This is a genomic window from Leisingera daeponensis DSM 23529, from assembly GCF_000473145.1.
GTDB lineage: Bacteria > Pseudomonadota > Alphaproteobacteria > Rhodobacterales > Rhodobacteraceae > Leisingera > Leisingera daeponensis.
Window position 1 is genome coordinate 90,316 of sequence record NZ_KI421501.1, and the last position, 293, is coordinate 90,608.

Sequence of the window (293 nt, forward strand, 5' to 3'; positions counted from 1 at the left end):
ATCAGGCTGAACGACAGGAAAGCCAGCAGCGACTGCACCAGAGTTACCACGGCGGCGGCCTGCTGCAGCGTCTCCTGCTGGCGGCCGGGGGAGCCTGCCAGCGGAATCTCCAAGTAGCTGTGGGCGCGCAGCCGCGGGTCGGGCAGGTGCTGGCGCACCCGCAGCGCGTCCGGCGGCACGGCGGCGTTTGCCAGGCAGCCTGGCTGCTGCCCGCGCGTGCCCGCCGGGGTGTCGAAGACCACCCTCTCTTCGGGTCCGTGGCAGATCTCGACCGGCAGGCCGGCGGCGGCCTT

Annotated in this window: 1 pseudogene; it reads right to left on the reverse strand. The window is 72.7% G+C overall.

The features are described 5' to 3' along the window. Window positions 1-293, reverse strand: a pseudogene (locus DAEP_RS24160) (hypothetical protein); the annotation flags it as partial.